We start from the raw sequence: 25,138 nt of genomic DNA on the forward strand, positions 1-25,138 counted from the left end.
CCCGCTTAAAAAGGGCTGTCTATGTCCTCCATGCCCACGTACACCGCCTTCAGTTGGGTGTAGTGGTCGAGTGTGACTCGGCCGTTCTCGCGGCCAACACCGGAGAGCTTGTAGCCACCCACCGGCATTTCCGCAGGCGATGCTCCGTAGCTGTTGATCCAGCAGATGCCAGCCTGGATGCGGTGAATCACCCGGTGGGCGCGACGGATATCGTTGGTGAACACGCCAGCAGCAAGGCCGGTGTCGGTATTGTTGGCCCGGTCGATCACTTCCTCCTCGTCGGAGAAGGTCAGTACCGACATCACCGGCCCGAAGATTTCCTCACGGCAGATAGTCATGTCGTCGGTGCAATCGGTGAAAATCGTGGGCTCCACGAAGTAACCGCCGGGCGCGGAGCCTGGCTTCGCGGCCTTACCGCCGTGGCTGAGGGTGGCGCCCTCGGCAATGCCTTTCTCGATGTAATCCAGCACCAGTTGCTGGTGCTTCTGCGAGATCAATGCGCCAAAGTTGGTGTCCGGATCGGTGGGATCGCCCATACGGATATTGTTCAGTGTCCGCTCCAGCAGGCGGTCCATGAACTCCGAATAGATGTCTTCATGCACAAACACGCGCGTCCCGTTGGTGCAGACCTCGCCCTGGGTATAGAAGTTACCCAGCATGGCTGCGGACACTGCGTTATCGATGTCTGCATCGTCGAAAACGATCAGCGGTGATTTACCACCAAGTTCCATGGTGACGTCTTTCAGGGTGGAGGCAGCCGCGGTCATTACCTTCCGGCCAGTGCCGACTTCCCCGGTGAACGACACCTTGGCGATATCGGGGCTGTGGGTCAGCCAGGCACCGACATCACCCGCGCCCTGGACCACGTTGAACACGCCGGCCGGTACGCCGGCTTCGACAAAGATCTCCGCCAGCTTGAGGGCGCCCATTGGCGTTTCCTCCGAGGGCTTGAAGATCATGCTGTTGCCGGTAGCCAGGGCCGGGGCGGACTTCCAGCAGGCAATCTGCAGCGGGTAGTTCCACGCACCGATACCAGCGCACACGCCCAGCGGCTCACGACGGGTGTAATAGAAATCCCCGCCAAGGTCCTGCTGGTTGCCCTCTACCGAGGGCGCCAGCCCCGCAAAATACTCCAGGGTGTCTGCACCGGTTACCACGTCTACGACCTGGGCTTCCTGCCAGGGTTTGCCGGTGTCCTGAACTTCCAGGGCAGCCAGTTCGTCATTACGCTCCCGCAGCAACGCCACGGCACGCTGGAGAATACGGCCACGCTGGGCACCGGTCATCGCAGACCAGACCTTGAAGCCGTCCTGGGCGCTGTCTATCGCGGCCTTTTGGATAGCTTCATCGGCGATTTCCATTTCATAGATCACTTCGCCCGTGGCCGGATTCACAACCGGGAAGGTTTCACCGGAGGCATTGGCCATGGGCTGGCCGTTGATAAAGTTCTGATAACGGGGCAATTCAGTCATGGGGTTCAAACCTGATCGTGTGAATTCGTGGTGGATTCGAGTGCGTTCAACGCAAATCGTTTACACAGCGTTTCCGCCGCCGAGAAGCCTTCCTGGGGATCGGTGCTCAGGGCACTTCGCAGCCAGAAGCCGTCGATCATCGACGCCAGCTGGCGGGCGGCTTCGGTGGCGGCCTGTTTTGGCAAACGCTGGGCGAAGGAGTAACGCAGATTACTGTACAGCCTGGCGTTGTTGATCTGCTGCAGGCGCTGCAAACCCGGCTCGTGCATGGAGCGGGCCCAGAAGCTGAGCCAGGTCTTTGCCGCCAGATCGGTGCGCTGGAACTCGGAAAAATTGGCTTCGACGATGCACTGAAGGCGTTGTTCCGGCGACCCATCGGTGCGGGCCATCCGCTCCCGCAATTCCTTCCCCAACTGGTCCAGCAAATAACGCAACGCGGCTTCGATCAGCCCCTGCTTACCACCGAAATAGTGGCTGATGATGCCGGACGACATGCCGGCACGACGGCTGATGGAGATGATGGTGGTGTTCTGCAGCCCCAGCTCGGCAATAGACGCCATGGTGGCATCAATCAGTTGCTGCTTTCGGGTGTCTTTCACGCCAACAATCGGCATCGCGCTTCCTGTCCGTTTTATTAATTGAACGTTCAATTAAAATAAAGTGTACAGAAAGTAATCGAACCATTCAACCTGGCCTATGTGCACGGAATAGACGTCCACAAAAAACCCGCTATCCAGAAGCTGGACAACGGGCGGAATTTGTAGCCAGTCTGTTTCGAGAAGCTCTCGACTTCGGACTGACTGCTACTCGACCAGCACCTGCCAGCCAACATTCGGCGTCGCGCTACCCGTTAATGCAACCGTTGTAATAGTCCCGTTTCGACCTGCAGCACTACCAACAATGTCTTCAAAGGTCAGAACCTTTTCGAAAGTAGCTAGCTCATCGACCTCTACAGGAGCTCCAGCAGGGCAAAATCCACCGCTCCCGTCGATCTCTCTGACTGTCCCGTTTAACACAATGGCATCCCCCGCCTGCATCACAAACGTCTGGTCTGCATAACTGCCGCTAAAGTAGAGAGTCGCAAGGTTCCCGACTTCAATGTAATTGCAGGCCGGTGCTTCCACTAACACGAAAGAAGAGTTATCGGTGAATTCTCTTGTGTTTACGACAACTCTACCTGGATAACGATCGCCGCCTCCCTGGGCATAAAATGTCCAATCCCATTCGTTGTCACTGCCAGCAGCATTCAACGATAAGAAAGTGTAGCGAAGAGTGACCACTGCATCGGGAACAAACGGATTGCTGCTCGCTGCCCTTTCCTGACCGTCATTACGATTGTCATCATCCGTATCGGGATCTGTCGGATCCGTTGGCTCAGGATTCAATCCGCCGCGATTCACCTCGTCACCATCGTTCACGCCATCAAGATCGGTATCAGCCAGCAATGGGTTGGTGTAAAACGTACTTGCGGTCGAGCGGCCAGGGATAAGCAGGAGAAAACCCTCTTGCGTTTCTGCTTTATCCGACAAGCCATCCGAATCGCTGTCGGAAAGTAACGGATTGGTTCCCAGGCCCCCGGTCGAGCTCGGGAAATCCAGAACCGGATAGAGTTGCCCAAGCTCGGCATACTTTCTCAGGTCATTCACTTCCTCGTAGTCAGACAGTCCGTCACCATCAGTATCCTGATTATTGGGGTCGGTCCGCAGGTCCCGCTCAATCACATCCGGCAAGCCGTCGAAATCGGTATCGGGCAGCGACGGGCTCGAATTAACCTGACGGCCTATGGCTCCGTTCACGCTCACCACCCATCCCAGCGTGTCTTCTTCCCGATCTGAAAGACCATCGAGATCGGAATCGATGAAGTCAGAACCGTCAAACTCGGTCGGGTTCGACCCCAGCGCCAGCTCCAGGCCGTCTACAAAAGTATCCGCATCAGTATCCCGTCGCAACGGGTCACTGACCAGGCCCTCAATAGCGGGGCGAACTCTGTCATCACCTTTGGTGACACTATCAATCAACTGATTGTTTCCCGGAAGAATAACAACACTTTCCGGATAGACAGGGTTGCCTGAAAACACGCGCTGAATATCGTCACCATTCTTTAACGAATCGGCAATTCCGTTGCCACCATCCACGATCGCCAGTCCAGCATCAAAGCCCTCAAGCTCGATGAAGTCCGAAATGGCATCCCGGTCGGTATCCCGCTGAGTCGGGTCCGTCGCCGGCGGGATGCTGTTGATCGATTCGTAAAGATCGTCGCCCGCCAGGCTGGTTGTCAGAATGTTATCCGTACCAGGACCAACCACCGCCGTACCATACGCCACGATGGCCCCCACCGGCACCAACTGCTCATCGGTATCGCTCGCCTGGCTCTCTGCTACACCATTTCTGCCGGCAATAATGCCAATGGCCTGATCTATGACCACAGGGTCTCGTTGTAAAAATGCACACAAAGCGTCCGTTCGGGAGTCATTCGCCTCGCAGTAACGACGCAAGTCCTGCTCAACGGGGTCGAGCAACCCGTCGCCATCGGTATCCCGAAAGCGCGGTGATGAGAAGGTTTGCCTCAGGTTGCCGCCGTCCACTGCAACCTTCCAGCCCACATTGATTTCTGCGAAATCTCCCAGGCCATCCCGGTCGGTATCCCTGGAATCCGGGATGCCGTCGCAGAAAGGCTCGGGCAGCGGGCACCCTCCGGCCACATCCGGATCAAAACCTTCCCCAAAGGAACCGTTGACGTAGTTGTCCGTTCCGCTGTCCGTGGATCCTGACAGGAACTCGTTGCGGGCAAACAGACCATCCCCGTCCAAGTCTTGCAGAAACGCCAGAAACAGGTCGTTGCCCGCTTCCACCAGAATTTCATTGAAATCCGCTGCAGGCGGTAGGCTTTCAGCCGTCAGTACGACCCAGCCCCGGTTCAAGTCACCATTGCGCATGGTGTTAATGCGCACCAGTTGTTCCGGTCCGCTACAGGCATTGACCGGTTCCACAACCGGAACCAGGCACCGAACGTCTGAGTCGCCTGCCTCGCACCCGCAGTCTGCAGCGACCCGACACACGTCACCCGCTTTGTTGGAGCTAACCGCACAAGTGCGACTGGTCTCATAGCCACTCACAAACTCAACTTGATCGTCGCCGAAGCGCCCCGTGTCCAATCTGCCGTTGGCTCCTGGACCAATCACCAGCGTTCCGATACTTAAACCGGTGGTATCTCGGGGCACAATCTGGACATCGTCCCCCTGAGCCAGACTGTCGGCGCGTTTGTTCAAACCTGCAACAATGCCGCTGGCGACATCAGGGTTGAGGATTAAATCATCACCTGCAGGTCGGCTGTCCAACCACCCATTCGGACCAACAGTAACCACCGCCTCTCCATTAAACTGGGTGACGATGTCGTCGCCGCCCACCGATGTCGGGTTATCGGTGTCAAGAAGACCATTAACACCGGAAACGATTCGGTCAAGCGTGGTGTCGTGCCGCGGAACGTCCATGATAGCCTCCAGCACATAACCAATCGGCAAACCGATCGCGTCGCCATTTGGGGCATAACCTCCCAGATACCCGCCACCGGAGACCCCGCCATCATCCAACACACCGCTGGTTGCGACCAGATAATCCGTTGCTGAATCTGCATCACCAAAATCTAGCGCGATACGGGCGGTGCGGTCGCGGGCCACTTGGTTGATAAAGGTATAGGTACGGCCCAGTTCATCGGTCACCCGGTAATTGGCCACTCGAAAGACCAAGCCGTCCGGCTTGCGCATTATGTCCTCAACTAGGTTCGGGAACACTTCACGGCTGGCGAACAAAAATGGTCCGCGCTCGGTGCTGAACGCCCCCAGGCTAACACTCAGTGGCGTCCCTGAAATTAGCTCTGAGTTCGACACCAGCGTAGCGACCGGCAGGAAGTTGGTCCTACTACCGACTTGTTGCAACACCGTAATTTCAATATCGCTCACGTTAAAAGGAACGTTGCCAAGATTGAGAATCGACAGATCAACATCAATCCGGGCCCCGACAACTTCCCTCGCTACCGTATTGGTAGTGGACAGCTCTGCCCCCTTGACCAGGGAGTTCTCGTAAACTTCCTGGCTTTCCTGCGCCGACTCGTCGTCCGTGGCCACCGTGCTGGACGCACTGTAACCGCCAGTAACCGTCAGCTCAGCGCCACCACTTAAGTTATTGCTACTCCCGCCGAAGAAATTGCCACTTCCAAGTCCCGCCCGAAGTGACGCCTCGACGCCCCACTCCGTGGTATCACTGCTTGAACTTGTAAACGAAGTGCTCTCGCTGGTCGCCAGCGTCGAATTGGAGCTTGACTCCTGGGAGATCACTTCGCCGGTCTCGTCCGTGTAGCTGTAGCGCTCGTCAATCTGCAGTCGAACATTCCCCACATCAATGCGCAGTTTGGGCAGGTCCGCAAGCAGTGGGTTCCGGTTCAACTCAAACAGTTCGGTATAGTCAGAGAGTTGGTCGCCGTCGGTATCAGCAAGCAGTGGCGATGTCTTCAAGTCGAAGTGTTCGAAGCCATCCTGTAAGCCATCGTTGTCAGAGTCCTGCGCAAACGGGTTGCTGAAAATAGTGTTGAGTTCGAGGTTATCATCGAGGCCGTCGCCATCGGTGTCGGTGGCGCGGGGGTTCATGCCGTACTGCAGTTCCGCGCCATCACTGACACCGTCGCCATCGGTGTCGGCCACGTCCGGGTCACTGGTGACCTGGCGTTCTACGATGTCGCCGTTGGCCATCTCAATGATTACGGTATAACCGCTCTGTTCTTCGTTGTCGTAGAGGCCATCGCCGTCGGTATCAACCAGCGTACCGGCGTCCGGCCCCGTGCCGGCGAAGGTGGTGCTGTTGGCGACAATCACATCGAGGGTGCCATTAGCGACACTGAACGACTGGCCGTTAATATCCCGGACGTTGCCCACGGTCACCCGATAGGTCAGCGAATTCTGGGAACGGGTGGTCAGCACAACGGCACTGCGATCAGCGCCGGAGAATTCAGCAGAGACAACCGTCAGGCCACTGGCTTCAGGATTAACGTTTTCCTGGCCAATCGCATAGTTGGCCGGGTTGATGGCGCTTATTCCCATTGGCTTGTTGAAGTCAATCACCACACCAGTATTGCCAGACGAGCGCGCGCTGGTCACTGCAGGAGCCGTGGACGCTGCCGTATTGCGGGAAAGGCCTGAGAAATTCAGGTTACTGGCGGACGCAAGCAGTGGTAGAGCGCTCACCTTGCCAGAAACGCCGGTCAGCGTGACGGTGTAGGGCACATCGTCCTGCGGCCCGGTGGTCAGAATCACGCTATCACCGGAAGCGCCCATAGTGGCCGCCAGAATCTCCAGCGTTTCGCCCCCTGGCGTTTCAATCCGGTAGTTTTCCAGAAAGCCCGCATTGTCTGACACCGGCTCATTGAACAGCACCTCGACCACCGTATCGCTCAGGGAGGCGACGGACTCAATGATCGGCTCATTTGTGCCGTTGCCGGTGAACACCGTTGCCGGATCATCCACGCCCACCAGATCGAACTCCAGGGTGCCGTTGGGCACCAACTGGAGGTCTGACCGGGCGGGGGCAATCTCAAGAAGCACCGTTCTGCCATCTGCCGCCATGTTTGCCGCAACAACCGGCGCAGAGTTTCCGTTGGAGAGTACAACGTTGTAGTTTTTTATGTTTTCAGCCGCGTCTTCGGAGGCCGCCCGTTCAAACGTCACCTCAACATACCGCTGGCTGAGCGATTTGACGTCGCTGACCGGTGGAAGCTCCTCGGCATTCGGTTCAATCTGGCTTGCTGAATCTGTGTCATCATCGCTACTGCTGCCACCGCAGGCGCCGAGCAGGAGCACAAACGCCAGAACCGTCAGGCGGGACAGTTTCTTCCAGACTCCAGGGGATAAAACAGGGCCAGACCGGGCATACCCGGCCTGCATTGATCCGTTGCCGCTATTCACAGTGGGGGTGTTCATCATCGCTCCGAGTTCCGTTCAGCGTACGCTGGTATGGTTCGGAGCTGATGCAGCCATAATTACGGCAGACCAAGCTCAACAGACTGAACGATACCTTCGTGTTTATGGTTGTTGTTAACAATTTGTAACTAAACAAGTATCCGTAAGGAGCGCGAACGAATCATTAGCCATAAGCGCTAATTTCAACGGAATAGGGGTATTTGCCAGCGTATTTGCTACACTTCTGCTCAGTTTCGATGGCCCAGATCAGGCGATTGCTATGAAGATACTCGTCGTGGACGACCACCAGCTCTTTATCGACGGCATCTGGCACGTTCTCCAGAAAATTCATCCCCAGCCTGATATCACCGAAGCAAGCCGTGCCGAGCAGGCCATTGCGCAACTCGAGTCTGACGAATCATTTGATCTGGTACTGATTGATCTTGTGATGCCGGGACTTAATGGCCTATCGATTATTCAGAGAATGCATGAGCAGGGGATCTGGTATCCCGTCGTCGTGGTATCCGGCGAGGAATGCGCCCGAACCATCAAGACGGCATTGGAAATGGGCATCCTCGGGTTTATTCCCAAGAGCTACAGCAGCCAGAAAATGCTGGCCGCGCTGGCCTGCGTACTGTCAGGTGACACCTACATTCCACCCGGCATCCAGAAACAGATCGATACCCTGAAACCAAGACGGACGCCGCTCGCCGGCAATATCACCAGACGCCAGCGCCAGGTTCTGGAACTGATGGCCAGGGGCTATTCCAATCGCCAGATTGCCACCGCGCTTTTCCTGACCGAACACACCGTCAAAGCCCATGTGGGCTCCCTGCTACTTGAGCTGAATGCGGTCAACCGCACCGATTGCGTTCATATCGCCAGAACACGGGATCTTATCGAACGCTGAACCGCAGGAGCCAGGCCGCTATGTCTGCACTGGACATTGAGGAACGCATTACGTTTGAGTCGCTCTCTCCGTATTTTCCAAGTCTGCGCAGGTGGTCGATCGTAACCGCGATCGTGCCACTCACGGTCGTGATCGTTCTATGGCCCCGCAATGAAGCAACGCTCTTGATTGGCTGGCTTTTGGCTGCAATGGCGGGCATTTACGCGAAATACCTGTTATCCCGGCACTACCAGTTACACGCCTCACGAGACAAGAGCGCCAGCAAGTGGCACGTGGGGCTGCTTCTGAGCACCGCCTTCATGGGTTCGCTTTGGGTAATTGCGACTTTTGCGTTTTTTGATGAACATTCTGCTCCTCACCAGGTGTTCATGATTACCGTTGCTGTGACGCTTGGCATCGGTTCCATTACCTCCGGTACGCACTGGCTGCCGCTATACTATGTGTACGGCGTCCCCATTCTGATCGCATTGATACTGAGATTGGCCTTCGTCGGCAGCCTGCCTTACCTTGCACTCGCGTGCCTTATGGTGCTGGCCTTGCTGACGGCGATAAACATCGCAAAGCAGCTCAACGCCACCGTTCGCTCGGAAATGCGATTGCACTATTCCAGCGCTGATCTCGCCCGTGAGCTGCAACACAAGACCAGAGAGGCACAGGAGGCTGTGTTCGCCAAATCGCGAATCCTCGCTACAGCAAGCCATGATCTGCGCCAGCCATTACACGCCATCTCGCTGTACATTGATGCACTAAGAGATACGCCAAAACACAACCGACAGGAAGGCAATCGGATTTTTCGACGCCTGGATACCTGTCTGGGCATACTGAGAAAACAGTTTGACGGCATTCTTGATATTTCGAGACTGGACGCCAACGCCGTGCAGCCGGAACCCTATCACTTTGACATTGCAGAGTGTCTCGAAGGATTAGAGCGCGAATACCGGGAGGAAGCCAGGAACAGGCACCTTAGCCTGCGTATGCATTCATCAAGAACCGTCGTTTATTCCGACCGCGCGCTGCTGGAGCGCATCCTGCGAAACCTGATAACAAACGCTCTGCGCTACACCAACACCGGTGGCGTACTCATTGCCTCCCGACGACGCAAAGACCACGTCCTCATCCAGGTGATCGACACCGGCTCAGGGATACCGCCGGATAAGCAGGAAACGGCGTTCATCGAGTTTCAGCAACTGGACAATGCAGGCCAGGAACAGGAAAAAGGACTCGGGTTCGGCCTGGCCATCGTACGCAGGTTGTGTGAATTGCTGGGCCTCCCGCTTTCACTACGATCCAGGGTGGGGTACGGATCCACATTCGAAATCCGCTGCCCTCTAGGAAGCGAGGCCCAGGCAGAGAATCATGTCAAGCACGATGCCAACCATCCCCACGCGCACGACAGGCAGAAACTCGTGCTTGTCATCGACGATGACCCTAGCGTTCTGGATGCCATGCACACACTGCTATCCCGCTGGGGTCTCACCGTGATTGTGGCTGAATCACTCGTTGATATGCTTCAAAAAATGCCCGAATCACAAACCGCTCCGGATCTCATCCTGACCGACCTGAGCCTGCTTAAAGGACCCGACGGCATTGGAATCATTAGCCAGTTGAGAGATCATTTTCGCACCAATATCCCCGGCGTGCTTATCAGCGGCACCACCGATCCGGATAAACTGAAGCAGGCCAGATCCAGTGGTTACCGGCTGGTGCAGAAGCCCATTAATCCCAGTGAGTTGCGCAGCCTTGTTCAACATCAGTTATACGCTCACAACTGACGTTTCGGGACGCCCATAAAAAAGCCCCGCTATCCGGAAACCGGACAACGGGGCGGAAAAACACGAACTGGTTAGGGGTCAGCCGTGTGTGAACCTGTTTTCACGCCGAATTTCAGGCGGAGCTTCAGGCCGCAGCTTCGTCACTCTCGCTCTCATCAACGGAGTTTCGAATCAGGAAGTCGAACGCGCTCAGGGCGGCCTTGGAGCCTTCACCCATAGAGATCACGATCTGCTTGTAGGGCACGGTGGTAGCGTCACCGGCCGCAAACACGCCCGGGATGGAGGTTTCGCCCCGGTCGTCGACAATGATCTCGCCATGCTGGCTCAGCTCGATGTCACCTTTCAGCCACTCGGTGTTCGGCACCAGGCCAATCTGGACGAACACACCTTCCAACGATACATGGTGGCTCTCTCCGGTTGTGCGGTCGGTATACTGAAGGCCGTTCACCTTGCCGTTCTCGCCGGTAATCTCAGTGGTCTGGCCCGAGGTAATGATTTCCACGTTCTTCAGGCTGCGCAGTTTCTTCTGCAGCACATCGTCTGCGCGCATGGCAGCGCCGAACTCAATCAGAGTCACGTGGCCAACAATACCCGCCAGGTCGATGGCCGCTTCCACGCCGGAGTTACCGCCGCCGATCACCGCCACACGCTTGCCCTTGAACAAGGGGCCGTCGCAGTGCGGGCAATAGGCCACACCTTTATTGCGGTATTCCTCTTCGCCCGGAACACCCATCTGGCGCCAGCGAGCGCCGGTGGACAGAACCAGCGTGCGGCTCTTCAAAGAGGCGCCATTGGCCAGACGCACTTCGTGGTAGCCACCCTTACGGGCCGCCGGGATCAGTTTTTCAGCGCGCTGCAGGTTCATGATGTCTACATCATATTCCTTGACGTGCTGCTCCATGGCCGCCACCAGCTTGGGGCCCTCGGTGTAGGGCACAGAGATCAGGTTCTCGATGCCCATGGTGTCCGCCACCTGGCCACCGAAGCGTTCTGCGGCGATACCGGTAGAGATACCCTTGCGCGCCGCATAGATAGCGGCTGAAGAACCCGCCGGGCCACCTCCAATGACCAGCACCTCGAACGGGTCTTTTTGCTGGAGCTTCTCAGCGTCACGAGCCTCTGCACCAGTGTCGACCTTCGCGATAATCTGCTCCAGAGTCATGCGGCCCTGGCCAAACGGCTTGCCATTGAGATAAACGCTGGGCACTGCCATGACTTCACGCTGCTCCACTTCATCCTGGAACAGGGCACCGTCGATCGCCGTATGCTTGACCCTTGGATTGAGGACGCTCATCAGGTTCAGCGCCTGGACCACGTCCGGACAGTTCTGGCACGACAGCGAGAAGTAGGTTTCAAACTCAAAGTCGCCGTCCAGGTCTTTGACCTGTTCAATCACTTCCTGGCTGGCCTTGGGCGGATGACCACCTACCTGCAACAGCGCCAGAACAAGGGAGGTAAATTCATGGCCCATGGGGATGCCGGCGAATCGCACGCCGATGTCGCTGCCAACACGATTAATGGCAAATGACGGGCGACGTACTTGCTCTGACTCTTCCGTGCGCAGGCTGATCTTGTCAGACATGGGCTCGAGCTCGTCCAGCAACTGCTTCAGTTCCTGGGACTTTTCGCTGTCGTCATAAGCGGCAACCAGCTCGATCGGCTGCTGCAGCTTGTCCATGTAAGCGTTCAACTGTTCCTTGATACTGGCGTCCAACATGCTCTCTTTTCCCCTCTGGATAGCGTAAAACTGAATGTGCGAACTCGGTTTGAGTCGTGAATCGAATATAGGAGAACGATACGGACTGGCCTTCCACAGCTCAAATTAATTGATCCAAAGTATTTGATAGGTCTTTGCTATTCGACTCGGTAAATCAATTGGATAGAAACAAAAAAGGCCCGCAGAGCGGGCCTTTTACAGGTTTCACTGTTACCGAAACCTTAGATCTTGCCAACCAGGTCCAGTGACGGAGTCAGAGTCGCTTCGCCTTCTTTCCACTTGGCCGGGCAAACTTCGCCGGGGTTGTTACGAACGTACTGAGCCGCTTTTACCTTGCGCAGCAGGTCGTCAGCGTCACGGCCGATACCTTCGGCAGTGATTTCCATGGCCTGGATAACACCATCCGGGTCGATCAGGAAAGTAGCGCGGTCTGCCAGGCCCTGGCCTTCACGCATCACACCAAAGTTGTTGGTGATGGTGCCGGTCTGGTCGCCTACCATGAAGTAGTTGATCTTGCCGATAGTCTCGGAGCTGCTGTGCCACGCCTTGTGGGTAAAGTGCGTATCGGTGGATACGGAGAATACTTCCACACCCAGCTTCTGCAGCTCTTCATACTTGTCGGCAACGTCGCCCAGCTCGGTCGGGCATACGAAAGTGAAGTCGGCCGGGTAGAAGAAGAAGACAGACCACTTCCCTTTTACGTCGGCTTCAGAAATTTCAACGAACTCGCCGCCTTTAAAGGCGGTGGCGTTGAACGGTTTAATTTCGCTGTTAATCATACCCATAGTAGATATCTCCCGTTGGTTGAGTTTAGGCATTGGCTAACTTGAGTTGGCTAAAGTATTGATTTGATCAAAAACATTCAAATTGATTGTTTTTAGCCGTTCGATAGGAAACCGCTATTTTATTTTTGGGAAGGCTGCAGAGAAGGACTAATCCGTGTTATCGGGCTCGAAGGCGCCCTTATGAAAATCGATGGCAGTGTCCACTTCTTCCATGCCGCAGACCCTTGGTTCCGCCAACGTGCCACCGGCCAGTGCCCGAAGCACTGCGTGCACGCCATGAGACAATGATTCGGTATTGTAACCGCCCTCCAGCACCATGACCAGCCGGCCGTTACAGTGCTTGTCCGCAATTTCCTGCACAATGCCCGTCATGGCTGAGAAGCCTTCGTAGGACACATTGAGCGCCAGGTCGTACCAATGGGCATCAAAGCCGGCGGAAACCAGTACCAGGTCCGGTTTGAAGTAGTCTGCGGCGGGTACCAGTATCTCCCGCAGCGCTTTCAGGTAAGCGACATCGCCCGCGCCACCGGGCATGGGCACGTTAATGGTGGTGCCCTCGCCCAGGCCGGCGCCTACGTCGGTTAACGCGCCACTGCCTGGGTAAAATGGTGCGGCCCGGTGAATATCAAAAAACATGGTGTCCGGATCCGCCCAGAAGATGTCCTGGGTACCATTGCCATGGTGGGCGTCCCAGTCGACGATCAATACCCGTTCACAGCCCAGCTCCGCCTGCGCGTGTGCAGCCGCAACGGCAACATTATTGAAGAGGCAGAACCCCCTTGCGCGTACTGGCTCAGCATGGTGACCAGGCGGCCTGACCATTGCGAAGGCGCTGTTCGTTCGGCCCTCAACCACCGCTTCCACGGCTGCAATGGCCGTGCCTGCAGCCACTTCGGCAGCTTCAACACTGCCCGGTGAAACGGCTGTGGTATCCACATCCAGCCACGCACTTTCGTCCCGCAATGAGAATATGTCGTCCAGGAACGAAGTCGTATGAACCCGGCTCAACTGATCCGGCGTTGCCGCCTTACCAGGCTCGATCCGGACACCGGGAATGGGATCACGGGCGAGCAAGTCCATGATCGCGGTAATACGGCCTGGATGCTCGGGGTACTTCCACTGCACATTGAGGCCTGAAAGAATGGAACGTACCCGTTTGTCCAGGCGGCCGGGCAGGAAATCCATGTTGGTATCGGGGTGATGGGCCAATACCCGTTCATCGTAAAAGACCGTGACGTCCCGTTGTTGTGCCAAGGCGATGCTCTCCTCTGCCGGGCCTTAGCTCAAGCATAGTCTTCTCAGGGCAAATCACAACGTTGCTCACAACCGCCAACGCGTCGGATTCGAGTGTTTGAGCACTCCGGCATCGTCCCAGTCATTCCAGCCAGTAAAGGGAATTGGCGCGTCCTGTTCAATCCCCGACAACCGGTGCGCCCACTGGTCTTTCAGTGCCTCCAGATGGTCCCGGAACGCGCCTTCCTCCTGATAGCGGATGCCGCCACCCTGCACCCCATAGCTTATGTGCGGTGCCAGCACGTCATAGCCCACGTAATACAGTGAAGAATGAACCGGCCACAGCCATTCCACCATATTGCCAGCGCGGCCAAATGGCATGAACGCCTGCTCCGGCGAACCTGTGGTCACGGAACACATCGCCTGTTTACCGCGAAAATAGCCACGATCATAGCGCATGCTTCCCGAGTAAAGTCCGCCATAGACCAACACACGATCAAACCAGCCCTTCAATATGGCGGGTTGAGAATGCCACCATAGCGGAAACTGGAAAATCACCAGATCGGCCCAATTCAGCCTGGCTATCTCACGCTGCACGTCTTGAGGTAATGCATTGGCATCATAGTGAGCCCGCTGCTCCGTCAGCGGAGCAAAATAGCACTCATCCTGACGCTTGCCATACCACGACGAACGCTCCACCGGATCAAAACCTTCCCCATAGAGATCGTCTATTTCTACCTCGTGCCCCGCCAGATTCAGGGTTTCCGTAGCCACATCCACCAAACCCCCACTGAATGACCGCCTTTCCGGGTGGGCCAGTACAATCAGTACCTTCATGTCTGAATTCTCCTTCGTGTTTCAGTGAATTCAGACTACCCCTTTCAAAAACGAACAGATATTCCACAAATGTGATAGCTGTATTTGCATGAATGAACAGAACCTTCAGTGGAGAATCAACAGACTGGGGTTTCCCCAATGAGACACCTATCAAGTTAATGCCGCGGATGATTAACTATCCTTAATCAATTAATATCATACCGTGCACGACGCACGTGATGTGTGTGAAGAACGCCTGATCCGCGTTCAGTATCGTTGTCCAGTCACTTAAACAGGGAACGTTGTATGCGACATTCTCCAAAGGCGCTGAAAGCGTTCTTTCTGGTGTGTTTTTGCTTTTTTTCGACCGTTTCTCACGCTGCGCTGGTTGATATCGACCAGGACGATGGTGTGATTTATTTCACTTTCGCTGCCCCGAATAAAGTCGTCCGCTACGACATGGTGTCGCAATCCATGTTGTCGGATATTCCCCTCAATAACGTACCAACAGCCGCAGAAATTCAGGGTAACAATCTGTATGTGGCCTATCGGCGCAGTGCCTACGCAATAGATCTCGATTCGCAGACACCGACTTTCATTGCCAACACCGGCGAAGACATGACGGCACTCCATGCGGTAGGAAACGCCCTTTATCTGGTACAGGGTTTCAACCGGGTCATGGCTCGGAACCTGTCAGATTACACACTCATAGAAGAAAAAACGGTTTTCTACAGGGGGACCGGGTCTGTGGGATCACCAGCACAGTCAGCGCTGTACTATCGGTCAGACGGCACTTCACCGTCCGATATTGTTAAAATCCCACTCAATGCGGATGGCACAATGGGGAGCGATATGGACAGCCCCGCCCACGGGGATTATCCCAGTGCCAGTCAACTTTACCTGTTCCCGGATGAAAGTCGCGTACTCGACAATCAGGGCATCCTTTATTTCGCCAACGACCTGACCTACGCCGGCAGCCTTGCTGGCGCGTTTGACGATATGACTTTCTGGCAGGGCGACCTGCTGGTGCTCCGTGGCAATACCGTTCATCAATACAACAACGCCATGCTGGAAGTGGCTCAGATGGGCCTCAACCAGCAACCTCTGAAAATTGCCAGCTACGGTGACGCTGTCTTTGCTTTCTACGAGAACAGCAGTCAGATCGGTGTTGAAGTATTGGACCTCGACAGTCTTGCCACGCCATCGCCAGGCGAGCCCCCCAATCCGGAAACTTCGGATTTCATCCCGGATTTCATCGAGTTCGACAGCCAGGAAGGCCTGTTGTATCTGGCCGACCGGGAGACACTGGCCATTCACATCTGGTCGGCGGAAACGCAAACCTATGTTGACAGCATCGGCCTGCTGAACCCACCCACGTGGATGACGTATTCCCCAGCCCATGGGCGACTTTACCTGGGCTACACTGGTGGAAAGATCAGCCAGATAGTCATGTCCACCGGGACACTTCAGGAAACTCCGTTCACCAACCTGCCACAAAGTGTTCTGGGTCTGGAATCCGCAGGCGATTATCTCTTTGCGGTGGATGCCTCCGGTGCCTGGGAGCGGTTCTACAGCTTTGACGCATCCGGAACAATGGTGGACTCCGTTGAATGGCGGCACGCCAGCTCAGAATACCTATGGAATCCTGTCACCGAGCGTATCTATCACTTCCGGTCCGGAACATCGCCCAATGACATTGAATGGTCCGAGCTGAGCTCAACCACCGGGCTTTTGGGCAGCAAGGGCGACTCCCCCTATCACAGCAGCGGCTACGCAGCCGCACCTTTGCACTTCGACCCTGCAGGCCAATTGCTGCTGACCGGCGGAGGCAAGCTCCACGACGCCTATTCCCTCGCCGAACTCAACTATCTGTCCAATGAAATAACAGACGCCGCCTGGACGGGAGATACCCTCCACACCATTGCAGCAGTTGATGGCAATGCCGTGCTGCAAACCTGGTCCGACAACTACGAGCTCCTTGAAGAGAACTCTATATTCGATGCCCTGGACACCCGTATTCTGGCCTATGGCGCCCACCTGGTGGCGATTGAAATGGCCGCAAGCGGGGGGCCTGACATCTCAGTACTCGATTTCACAGCGGACACTGACGACGACGGGCTGTTTGACCTCGAAGATAACTGCCCCAACACCGCCAATGCCAATCAAGACAATCATGATGGCGATGAGTTTGGCGACGCCTGTGACAATGATTCCGACAACGACGGCATCCCCGACACAGACGAACTCGCAGTGGGACTGGATCCCTTTGACAGTGCCGATGCCCAGGAAGACCTGGACGCAGACGGTTACAGCAATCTGAGCGAGTACCTCAACGGTACATCCATGACCGATGAGGAGGATTATCCTGCAGGGGATCCCAACCTCGATTCCGATGGAGACGGCCTGCCAGACTCGCTGGAAGACCAGTATCTGGCGCTCGACCCATACAATCCCGATGATGCGTCCCAGGACTATGACGGTGACGGCGCCACGAACGCCTCAGAAGTCGCCTCCGGTTACAATCCCGACGTTTCTGACGACTTTCCCACCCACAATACGATGGACTTTTTCCCCTTGGGGGACATCACCTGGGTTTTCTCCGACCCATCGGATGGCTACCAGTTCCGAAGCGAATCCATAAGCGGCGCAGGTATGTTCAAGTTCATTTTTCCCAATGGCGATGACCGCCTGGTACGTCGTACTACTGGCGTCTATCTGCTTGAAAGCCGGTTTGTTGATTCGGAAGGAGATCGGATTCGAATCACCTACGGGGATGGTCTGCTAATGATCCCCAGCTCGCTTGAGCTGGGCACGAGTGTCACTTCACGTGCCACCCTCTCCAGCTACATCAATGGCCGGCAGGGCAATAAGGTCAATTTCACCACGACCATTGAATTGATTGAGGAGTCCACAACCAGCGTAGACGGCGAGCCGCGTGCCGTGTTGGTCACACTCAGACAAACCCGTATCACCATGGATGGACAGCTTCTGGACAATACTATTGAAATTGAGGCCTTTGCGGAGGGTGTGGGGCGGATCTACAGCTCCCTTGATCCGGACGCCGAGCTGTCGGCCTACAACGTCCAGCAAGTGGACAACTCCATTTCCTCCGGCTCGGCCTCTGACGACTCATCGTCAGGCGGTGGCGGCGGTAGCATGTCCTGGCCGTTATTGGCCCTGCTGTTTATGATGGGATGGGGTCGGCGCCGGTTCAGCACCAACTAGCCATCGCAAACATCACTCGTCCGTTTTAGGAGGTGACCACAAGGGCACCTCCTCACGGCTGGGCGGCTCCCAGTCCTGCTGCATCACGTCACTCAGGGTGTCCTCCAGCTTCATGAACAGCTCACCATAACGGGGGCTAAAGCGGATACCCTCTTCGATTTCCTTCCAGGCGTCGAACAGTTCGTCCTCGTGGGACTTCTCATTATTGATAAATGCCCAGGTCATCTGCCGCGACCGCAATGGGTGAACGCCAAATGCGGTCAGTGCATGGCCACCCAGCTCCACCGCAGAATGGTAGGTTTCGCTCACGACGTCGTCAGCGCCGGCCTGGCGCAACTGATAGCCATGGCCCCGATCGAACGCCCGTGCCAGTACCCAGACGCCGGGGTAGTGTTGTTTGACATGGTGCACCAGGGCCACGGCTCTATCCCGGTCGTCAATCGCAACCACGAGCAAGCGCGCGTGGGCGATGCCCGCCGTTTCCAGTAACCCCGTATGGCTGGCGTCACCGAAATAGCTTTTGATGTTGATACGTCGCAGGTTTTCGATCTGATCCAGGGCCAGATCCAGCGCGACAATGGGAATCTTGTTGGCGCGCAACAACCGGCACACAATCTGGCCAAATCGTCCAACCCCGGCCACGATCACTGGCGCCTGCTCCTCGATCACATCGGCTTCCCGCTGCTCATTGCGGGCTTCACGATACCGCGGCAAGATCAGCCGGTCGTAGGCAATAAACAACAGCGGCGTCAGGAACATGGACAGCGCCACCACCAATCCCAGAAGCTGGGCGATGTCCGCGGGGATCACACTGTTCTGCATGCTGTAGGTCAGCAGCACGAAGCCGAATTCGCCGGCCTGGGCCAGCCCGAGGGTGAACAGCCAGCCATCACGGCCCCGCAGCCCGAATAACAAGGCCAGGAGCAGCAGAATTGCTGCCTTGACCAGGATAACCGCCAGCGCCAATGTGATTACTGTGCCCCATTGCGCCGCCAGCACCTCAAAGTTGATACCGGCACCCACCGTGATGAAAAACAATCCGAGCAGTAGCCCTTTGAAGGGCTCAATGTTGGCCACGAGTTCGTGACGGAACTCGCTGTTGGCCAGCACCACACCGGCGAGGAAGGCCCCGAGCGCCGGCGACAGATTGACGATGCTCATCAGCGCGGCGATACCGATCACCAGCATTAACGCGGTGGCCGTAAAAACCTCCCGCATACCGGACTGAACCACGTAACGAAACAGGGGCCGGCTCAGGTAATGACCGCCGACGATCACCGTAGTCACAGAGCCGATCACCACCAGGGCGTGAGCCCAGCCTGGCAGATGCGCCACCAGGCTGAAACCGCCCTGGTGCCCGGGGTCCGTCGCCCCAACGCCCGCCAGTTCGGATATCGCCAGCAGGGGAATCACCGCCAGCATGGGAATGACCGCAATATCCTGGAACAACAGCACCGAGAAAGCGCCCCGGCCCCCCTCGGTTTTGCTAAGTCCTTTCTCGTTCAGGGTCTGCAGCACAATGGCGGTGGAAGACAACGAGAAGATAAGGCCAACGGCGACGGTGGTCTGCCATTGCAGCCCCATCCACCAGGCAATCGCCATTCCGGCAGCGGAGGTGAGCACCACTTGCAGGCCGCCCAGGCCCAGCAAACGAATCCGCATGGCCCAGAGGGATTTCGGGTCCAGCTCCATGCCCACCAGAAACAGCATCATGACCACACCAAACTCGGCAAAATGCTGAATGGTTGCGGTTTCCTGGCCCACCAGCCCCGTCACCGGCCCGATGACGACACCCGCCACCAGATACCCCAATACCGACCCCAAACCCAGGCGCTTCGCCAATGGCACCGCGACAACAGCGGCGGTCAGATAGATAAACGCCTGGATAAAGTATTCGGTCATTACAGCCCCATCAGGTCAGCGAAGGATAAACACCTTGATACTAGCTGGATTCCCCCGTGTTGCCATCCACCGGAACCGCAAACCGCTGGGACGCAGGACTGTTAATTACGCCTCCACTGCTGTTCAAGCAACGCACGCTCCTGGTTCGGCCCAACGGGGGGCGTGGCCATCATCCGGTCCAGTTCCTCGTCAAGCACACTGCCACCGCTCGCTGTCTGGTATACATCAGGTGCCAGGGAAGGCTCTGCTTCGGCAGTGGCCACCTGTTCCCAGGAACCCTCGCCAGTGCGACAGGCAATTTGCTCCGACGCGGACGTTTGCGTCTCCAGGCGGAACTGGCGGCACCATTGGCCGGCCTGGCTTTGGAACGTCAGTCTCGGCGTCAGGCTTACCTGGTCATTAACCTGGTAAACTTCGCCACTGGGCTGGCTATCCAGAACGTTCGCCACCGCGGGCGACATCGGATCGCCGTCCGTTGCTACCGTCAGCCATTGCGTCAGCGCCACCCCCGCGATGATAGCGGCGGCGATCGCTTTACCCGTGTGGCCGGGCAGCCTGCGCCACCACGGAAAAGTGACCACATTGTCCTGCGCGGGCGCAGCACTCCGGGAGGCCTTTTCCTCCAGCATTCGGGTAATTGATGCCGGCATGGGACGGTCATCGATCGAGCCGTAATGGGCCTGTAGTTCGGCATCCACGGACGCCATCTCGGCCAGTCGATCTGCCAGCGTTGGATCCTTCTCAATCTGGTCCCGAACCGCTTCCATCTCCGCGTCGGTCAGTTCGTTATCGAGGAAAGCCGACAGGGTTTCATCAGTCATCTTCATGAATCGGTCCTCATGGTTACAGGCGCCAGGGCCTCGCTTAATGCCGCCCTGGCTCGGGCCAGCCGGCTCATCACCGTACCCTTGGGCACTTCCAGAATCTCAGCCACGATTTTGTAGGGCATGCCCTGGATTGCCACCAGGGAGATAATCTGGCGTTGGTCCTGTGGCAATCTTGCCATCGCAGCGTCCACTCGGTGCCATTCGATCTCTTTGGTGGTCTGGTGCTCGCCATTGATCACCTGGCCATCCGTCAACTCCGGATGTTCCGCGGCGTCCCGCCGAACCTTACGCGCGCGACACTCGTCTATCCAGACGTTACGGCAAACCCGGAATGCCCACTTGGTAAGGTCGGCGTCGTCCGGCATGTCCCGGGTCAACAAACGCTCCACCGTATTCTGTAGCAGGTCGTCGGCGTCTGACAGGGAGCCGGTCAACGAGTAGGCGAATCGTCGGAGCCTTGGTAATAGTTCGGTGATTTCCTCTTTCATAGCCTTCCATTTCCAAAGGTGCTATCGGTAAAACGGTCGTGAAACCGATTTATTCCATGAACGAAGGAATTTTTTTTCCGCCGGGCCGTTGTATCGTATGACACACATCTTTAATCGGACGGGCACGATGAAACCTTTTCTCTTGAGACACTTGTTCCCTGCAATCGCTCTTTGCACGCTTTCCGCACCGGCCTTGTCCATCGGTGTCGGTGACGTAACCAGCGGCCAGATAGATCCAATAACCCGCCAGGTTGAACAGAAGACACAGCGCATGGTGGAGCAGGCCATGGACCGTCGCCTTGAGAAGCAGATCAACACACAGGCCACAGAGCTCATGGAACAGCTCGAAGCGTTACCGTCAGTCCTTTCCATTCTCACGCGTCAGGGACAGAAAGCGTTCAATGATATCCAACTGGACGACGGTTTCCGTGCCGTGGAAGGTCAGTGGCTGGTGACCGGTACCGCTGCGGAACTCGCCCGCCTTGACCAGCCGGAGATCACAGTTCTCGAACGCCGAGAGCTGACCGGCCTGGGAATGACCGTGGTGCGCTTCCGGGTCACTGCCGAGCTGGATTCCCATAATGCCCTACAGGACGCCCTACCAGAACTCGCGGATCGGCTGGACCGCAACCATATCTATGCTCCGCAAACGGGTGCGAAAGAGCCCCTGTCAGAGACCAAAGTGCCACAGTGGCGTAGCCTCTGCACCGCCCCGGTTCGCGTTGGAATGGTGGATACGTCGATTGCCACAGACCATCGGGTATTTGAAAGTGCACAGGTTGTGCAGGAGCGTTTTCTGGCATTGGCGGAAATGGAAGGAAGTCTCGCTGAGCCTATGATTCACGGCACGGCCGTCGCCAGCCTGCTGGTGGGCAACCGGCCTGGGCAATGGCCTGCCCGGCTGCCGCAGGCTACGATCTTCAATGCCTCGGTGTTCTATGACCGGGATCGCACCCTCTCAGGCGCCACACTTGGTCATTTACTGGAAGGCCTGAACTGGCTGGCCGGTCAGGATTTGTCGGTTATCAACATCAGCCTGACCGGCCCGGACAACCAGCTTCTCGCTGCGGCGGTGAGCCGCCTCAGGGAGCGCGGCGTGCTGATGGTTGCGGCGGTAGGCAATCAAGGGCCCTCTGCCCCGCCATTATATCCGGCCGCCTACACAGAAGTGATCGGTGTGACGGCGGCTGATAGTTCCGGGAAGCTCTACCGCTGGGCCAATCGGGGTGAACAGGTGATGTTTGCCAGCAACGGCGTCACCGTTCCGGTAGCACACCCTGATGCCGGCATGGTTGCAGACAGCGGCACCTCGCTGGCGTCGCCGGTGGTTGCCGCTGCACTGGCCTGCCAACGTAATGAACTTTCGGAAGACAAGGCCATTGGTGCCCTGATCAATGCAGCGAAGGATCTTGGCCGTCCTGGCCGAGACACCGAATTCGGTCACGGCTTTCTGGATTTCTGACTGTCGGGTTTCAGAAATCCGCCCTGAGCGTCACCCCCGCCACCGTCTTGTCGTAATCCGCAGAATCCACGTTCGAGGTGTACTGGCCCCAGGAAACACTGGGCTCAACACTAAACACCTCGTTGAGTCCAATCCGCCAGCTGGCCTCCAGAATACGGGCTTTGTCCGCCCGCTCATTGCTTGAGCGTTCGGTAAGGTCACCGGTCAGAGGGTCCGTCAGAACCGGGCTGGTACTGGTGACGGTCACCTCTTCATACTCCCTGTCCTCGTAACGCCAGCCAAACCGCAGGCGGTTTTCCTCGCCGGCCAGGATAAACCGATGCACCAACGCTACCCGAACGCGAAGCAGGTCATTGTCGTAGGCTTTCGCCTCCGCATCTTCGCGATCACCGTCAAGGCCGAGTAGAAAGTGGCTCTGGGCCTGGTTGAAAAAGAAGAACGCATCCAGACTGGCGCCTTTTATCTCGGCATCCCGCGCATCACTGTCATCAAATTCCTTGCGCTTGTCCTGCAGGCTGCCACGCAGATAAACGTCCTCCGCGAGCAGGCTGCCCAGATAGACACTGGCACGCCGGAAATCGAGGAACGGGTCTGACCCCAGGGTTGCGTGGGAATAGTAGTAACTGGTGCCAACGGTGACCGGGTCGAAGTCATAACTGACATCGGCCGACAGCAGGTGAATGTCCTGATCGAATTCATCAAGGTTCTGGTACCGTCTGCCCGAGAGCGAATAGCCGAGCGTCACGTTTAACCGCTCGGTGGGTTTCAGGATGCCTTCCAGACCGGCGTCGAAAACCCAGGCCTGATCGCTCTCATCGGCGGACGTGTTCAGTTCATCCACGGTCACGTTGCTGTCGTGCTCGTAACCGCCTTCAAGATATCCGTTCGCTGACGCTTTCTCCTGCGCCTGAACCATTAATACCGGTGACGCCAGGCCAATGGCCAGGGGCAAGGTCAAAATACGTTGAATCAACTGCATGTCTGCTCCTTTCACTTGGGCGTCCAAAAGAAAGCCGGGCCCTATGGCCCGGCGAGTCTGGAGGAGTGGTTATAGCAGGCCGCCACTGCCGGACCCTTTCACGGTCCCCTTGACGGTGTTCTGCACTTCACTCCGGACGCTCTCAGATACAGACGTTCCGATCTGCTGATTGGTTTCAGCGCGAATTTCAGCATTTCGGGTCTCGTTCATGCGCTCTTGCGCCTGTTCGCGCTTCTCACCAGCTTCATCGCGAGCCGTGTCCGCTGTAGCATCGGCGGTTGCTCGCACCTTCTGGCCGGTTTCAACGCCAGCGCTGACCGCCTGATCGGCCCTTCCGCGGGCTTCTTCACTGGCCGCCTGGCGTTGGTCGGCAGCTTCGTCTCGAGCGGCTTCGCCGTTGACACTGCCCTCTGCGCTTGCAGAGGCACCACCATTCGCGGAAACACCGTTGCGGGTGCTGGCTTCCGCACTCATGTTGGTTTCAGCCTGCGCGTTTGCATTGGCCGCGCCAGACCCTTCTGCGGCGAAAACGCCGGTGGAAAGAATGGAACAGATTGCGAGTGTCAGTACATGCTTTTTCATGGTTACGTCCTCCTGATTTACCCGTTTCGGGTGGCTTTCATCAGGGAGACGGCTGAGCCTGGCGTTTATTCCAAAAAAAAATCACCGCCTATGTTTTTGGCACATAGGGTCGAACATCCCAGCAGAAATAGCGTTTCAATGCACTGTTCGCCTCATGGTCTTTCTGGCGCCAGCCATAGACCTTGGGTTTGCTGGTTTCAATGGCGAGTGTGCCAAACACCAGCCAATCGTAGATCGCCAGCGTGGAGGTCACATTCTTGGCTGAATTGGGCCCGCGGGCGTGATGATGGTGGTGCTGAGTGGGAAAGACCAGAATATGCGCCAGTGCCCACATGGTCTTGCGAACCCAGGCCCAGCGGTGGTTGTGGAAATACAGGTCATAATTCCAGTTCACATGAGTATGGGCCGCCCATAGTCCCTTGAAGGCGGTGGCAATCAGGAACACCTCTACCAGCCCCAGATAAAGACACAGCAACTGGAAGGTGTAGTTGGGCATGATCAGCCACCAGGCCCAGCCATTGACGAAGGTCTGCGTTACCGTCAATTGGCCCTTGTTGTCCTGGCCGCCCGACATGTGGTGCGGGCGGTGGCTCATCTTGTAAAACGCCTGAACCCATTGCAGAACACGGTTATTGGGTCGGCGCCGGTGGGCAAACAGGTGGAAACTGCCGTGGATAAACTCTTCCACGCAGAAAAACACGATCAACGTGGGCCAGAAATACGCCTGTTCGAGCCAGGCCAGTGAACCGGCGCTGCCAGGAATCAGCGTTGACAGACCCAGCGTCAGCAACAGCAACACCAACGGCCTTTGCACCGCCACCATCATGAACGTGGCAAGAAATGCCATGCGCCAGTCCTGCGTGTTCTTGCGACCTTCACGGGTACGGCCGCTGACTACCTCCCAAAGGGCGGTAACCACAATAAAAGCCGTAACCAGCATCGTCAGTTTTTGGTCGTCCATTATTGTTCTCCGAGACGAGGGTTTGTACGTCTTCTGACGCTACTGGGGAGAGCTATATC

General features: G+C 56.8%; 17 protein-coding genes. 4 read left to right on the plus strand and 13 right to left on the minus strand.

All coding sequences use genetic code 11. The annotated features are described in order from the left end of the window. Positions 1-5: 5 nt before the first annotated feature. The 3 genes from betB to JJO78_RS00975 all read right to left on the minus strand — a co-directional run bounded on the left by betB (position 6) and on the right by JJO78_RS00975 (position 7,441). Positions 6-1,472 (minus strand): betaine-aldehyde dehydrogenase, encoded by a 1,467-nt coding sequence (betB, locus tag JJO78_RS00965; RefSeq protein ID WP_273622699.1) that lies wholly within the window; start codon positions 1,470-1,472, stop codon positions 6-8. A gap of 5 nt (positions 1,473-1,477) precedes the next feature. Further along, a complete protein-coding gene (betI, locus tag JJO78_RS00970) occupies positions 1,478-2,086 on the minus strand; it encodes a transcriptional regulator BetI (RefSeq protein WP_199446786.1) in 609 nt (202 codons plus the stop codon). Between the two features lie 189 nt (positions 2,087-2,275). Next, positions 2,276-7,441 (minus strand): hypothetical protein, encoded by a 5,166-nt coding sequence (locus JJO78_RS00975; RefSeq protein WP_127401991.1) that lies wholly within the window; start codon positions 7,439-7,441, stop codon positions 2,276-2,278. 259 nt (positions 7,442-7,700) lie between these two features. Here JJO78_RS00975 and JJO78_RS00980 point away from each other — a divergent pair, with 259 nt between their 5' ends. After that, positions 7,701-8,330: a response regulator gene (locus JJO78_RS00980; RefSeq protein ID WP_075194613.1), complete on the plus strand. Its 630-nt coding sequence runs from the start codon at positions 7,701-7,703 to the stop codon at positions 8,328-8,330. A 20-nt stretch (positions 8,331-8,350) separates the two neighbouring features. Beyond that, positions 8,351-10,102: an ATP-binding response regulator gene (locus JJO78_RS00985; RefSeq protein ID WP_228210604.1), complete on the plus strand. Its 1,752-nt coding sequence runs from the start codon at positions 8,351-8,353 to the stop codon at positions 10,100-10,102. A gap of 124 nt (positions 10,103-10,226) precedes the next feature. Here JJO78_RS00985 and ahpF read toward each other — a convergent pair whose 3' ends face one another. The 4 genes from ahpF to JJO78_RS01005 all read right to left on the minus strand — a co-directional run bounded on the left by ahpF (position 10,227) and on the right by JJO78_RS01005 (position 14,674). Further along, positions 10,227-11,819, minus strand: a complete 1,593-nt coding sequence (ahpF, locus tag JJO78_RS00990; protein WP_136633369.1) for an alkyl hydroperoxide reductase subunit F — start codon at positions 11,817-11,819, stop codon at positions 10,227-10,229. Between the two features lie 221 nt (positions 11,820-12,040). Further along, positions 12,041-12,604, minus strand: a complete 564-nt coding sequence (gene ahpC, locus JJO78_RS00995; protein ID WP_007153032.1) for an alkyl hydroperoxide reductase subunit C — start codon at positions 12,602-12,604, stop codon at positions 12,041-12,043. Positions 12,605-12,751: 147 nt separating this feature from the next. Then, a complete protein-coding gene (locus tag JJO78_RS01000; protein ID WP_036211650.1) occupies positions 12,752-13,858 on the minus strand; it encodes a histone deacetylase family protein in 1,107 nt (368 codons plus the stop codon). Between the two features lie 66 nt (positions 13,859-13,924). After that, the gene (locus tag JJO78_RS01005) at positions 13,925-14,674 is read right to left on the minus strand and encodes an NAD(P)H-dependent oxidoreductase (RefSeq protein WP_036211652.1); all 750 of its coding nucleotides are present in this window, start codon (positions 14,672-14,674) and stop codon (positions 13,925-13,927) included. 285 nt (positions 14,675-14,959) lie between these two features. Between JJO78_RS01005 and JJO78_RS01010 the strand changes: the two genes are divergently transcribed. Further along, on the plus strand, positions 14,960-17,878 hold the full coding sequence (locus JJO78_RS01010) for a YncE family protein (RefSeq protein ID WP_273622700.1): 2,919 nt from the start codon (positions 14,960-14,962) through the stop codon (positions 17,876-17,878). Positions 17,879-17,890: 12 nt separating this feature from the next. Here JJO78_RS01010 and JJO78_RS01015 read toward each other — a convergent pair whose 3' ends face one another. The 3 genes from JJO78_RS01015 to JJO78_RS01025 all read right to left on the minus strand — a co-directional run bounded on the left by JJO78_RS01015 (position 17,891) and on the right by JJO78_RS01025 (position 21,095). After that, complete coding sequence (locus tag JJO78_RS01015; RefSeq protein WP_036211655.1) at positions 17,891-19,780, minus strand: monovalent cation:proton antiporter-2 (CPA2) family protein; 1,890 nt, start codon at positions 19,778-19,780, stop codon at positions 17,891-17,893. 101 nt (positions 19,781-19,881) lie between these two features. After that, positions 19,882-20,607, minus strand: a complete 726-nt coding sequence (locus JJO78_RS01020; RefSeq protein WP_136633451.1) for a hypothetical protein — start codon at positions 20,605-20,607, stop codon at positions 19,882-19,884. Continuing rightward, positions 20,604-21,095, minus strand: coding sequence for an RNA polymerase sigma factor (locus JJO78_RS01025; protein WP_041332886.1), 492 nt, complete (start codon positions 21,093-21,095; stop codon positions 20,604-20,606). The genes JJO78_RS01020 and JJO78_RS01025 overlap by 4 nt, the downstream gene beginning before the upstream one ends. A gap of 127 nt (positions 21,096-21,222) precedes the next feature. Between JJO78_RS01025 and JJO78_RS01030 the strand changes: the two genes are divergently transcribed. Further along, positions 21,223-22,557, plus strand: a complete 1,335-nt coding sequence (locus tag JJO78_RS01030) for a S8 family serine peptidase (protein WP_169052495.1) — start codon at positions 21,223-21,225, stop codon at positions 22,555-22,557. A 10-nt stretch (positions 22,558-22,567) separates the two neighbouring features. On the opposite strand, the gene JJO78_RS01035 is transcribed toward JJO78_RS01030, so the two are convergent. From JJO78_RS01035 to JJO78_RS01045, 3 genes are all read right to left on the minus strand, one after another. Next, positions 22,568-23,536, minus strand: a complete 969-nt coding sequence (locus JJO78_RS01035) for a surface lipoprotein assembly modifier (RefSeq protein ID WP_036211659.1) — start codon at positions 23,534-23,536, stop codon at positions 22,568-22,570. Positions 23,537-23,605: 69 nt separating this feature from the next. Then, complete coding sequence (locus JJO78_RS01040; protein ID WP_091644436.1) at positions 23,606-24,118, minus strand: hypothetical protein; 513 nt, start codon at positions 24,116-24,118, stop codon at positions 23,606-23,608. An 88-nt stretch (positions 24,119-24,206) separates the two neighbouring features. Next, complete coding sequence (locus JJO78_RS01045) at positions 24,207-25,079, minus strand: sterol desaturase family protein (RefSeq protein WP_085678273.1); 873 nt, start codon at positions 25,077-25,079, stop codon at positions 24,207-24,209. Positions 25,080-25,138: the final 59 nt, after the last annotated feature.

Origin of the sequence: Marinobacter sp. DS40M6 (assembly GCF_028581595.1) — a bacterium.
GTDB classification, from domain to species: Bacteria; Pseudomonadota; Gammaproteobacteria; order Pseudomonadales; family Oleiphilaceae; genus Marinobacter; species Marinobacter salarius.